This is a genomic window from Streptomyces sp. NRRL WC-3549, from assembly GCF_000721935.1.
GTDB lineage: Bacteria > Actinomycetota > Actinomycetes > Streptomycetales > Streptomycetaceae > Streptomyces.
In genome coordinates this window covers 40,266-41,098 of the sequence record NZ_KL585440.1, presented here as the reverse complement: position 1 = coordinate 41,098, position 833 = coordinate 40,266, and the positions used below count along the sequence as shown (strand labels likewise).

Here is an 833-nt window from a genome sequence, read left to right as displayed (position 1 = left end):
CCCGCCGGCGAGGCTACCCGCCTCCCCGGACCGGCGCGGAGGGGGCGCTCCCCCGCTCGACGTGCTGCGCCACGCGTGTCGGGTCAGACTATGGGGAAGAGCGAGCGGCAGGCGTGCCGGCCCCCGCGGCCCGGAGACGGTCCGGAGCCAGGGGGCGCACGACCGGAGCACGCGAGCACGGCCATCCCGCCCCGTCAGGCCTCTGGACGGGGCGCCGGATGCGGAGTTCCCTGACGTACGGGCCGGGCCGGGCCGCCGGCCCCGGACCCGCACAGGGGGACCGTCCACTCGGCACGACCGACCTCCCGGCGGATTGGGGCGCATTCCATGACACCTACGCTCGTCCGGCACCACAGGCACACGGACGCGTCCGCCCCGGCGGACTCCGGTACCCGTGCCCGTGACTGGGCCGAGATCCAGGAACGCATGCTGGCACCGCTCTACGAGGCCGTGTTCGCGCGGCTGGAGGTCGGGGCGGGGACGCGGATGCTCTCCCTCGGCTGCGGCTCCGGGCTCGCGCTGCTGATCGCGACCGCGCGCGGGGCCCGCGTCACCGGCGTCGACGCCGACCGTGAGCGCCTCGCCCTGGCCCGGGAACGCCTCGGGCCGGGCGCCCCCGTGTCCGGGGACCGGGCGGGGCCGGAGCCGGCCGGGGCGAGGCTCGTGGAGGACCTGCTCTCGGCGGCCGGCGACGCGCCGTTCAACCTGCTGACCGCCTTCCACCCGATCGGTTGCACGGCCGGTGACTCCGAGGGGCTCGCACCCGCGCTCGCCGAGGCCGTACCGCTGGCCGGGCGGGGGACCACCGTGGTCCTGACCTGTCTCTTATACAC

1 protein-coding gene is annotated in these 833 nt (G+C 76.8%); it reads left to right on the top strand.

Going from position 1 to position 833, the window contains the following annotated elements; all coding sequences use genetic code 11:
* Positions 1-327 precede the first annotated feature (327 nt).
* Positions 328-833: methyltransferase domain-containing protein (locus IH13_RS0133045; protein ID WP_158791456.1), on the top strand; the 506-nt coding region annotated here is incomplete at its 3' end.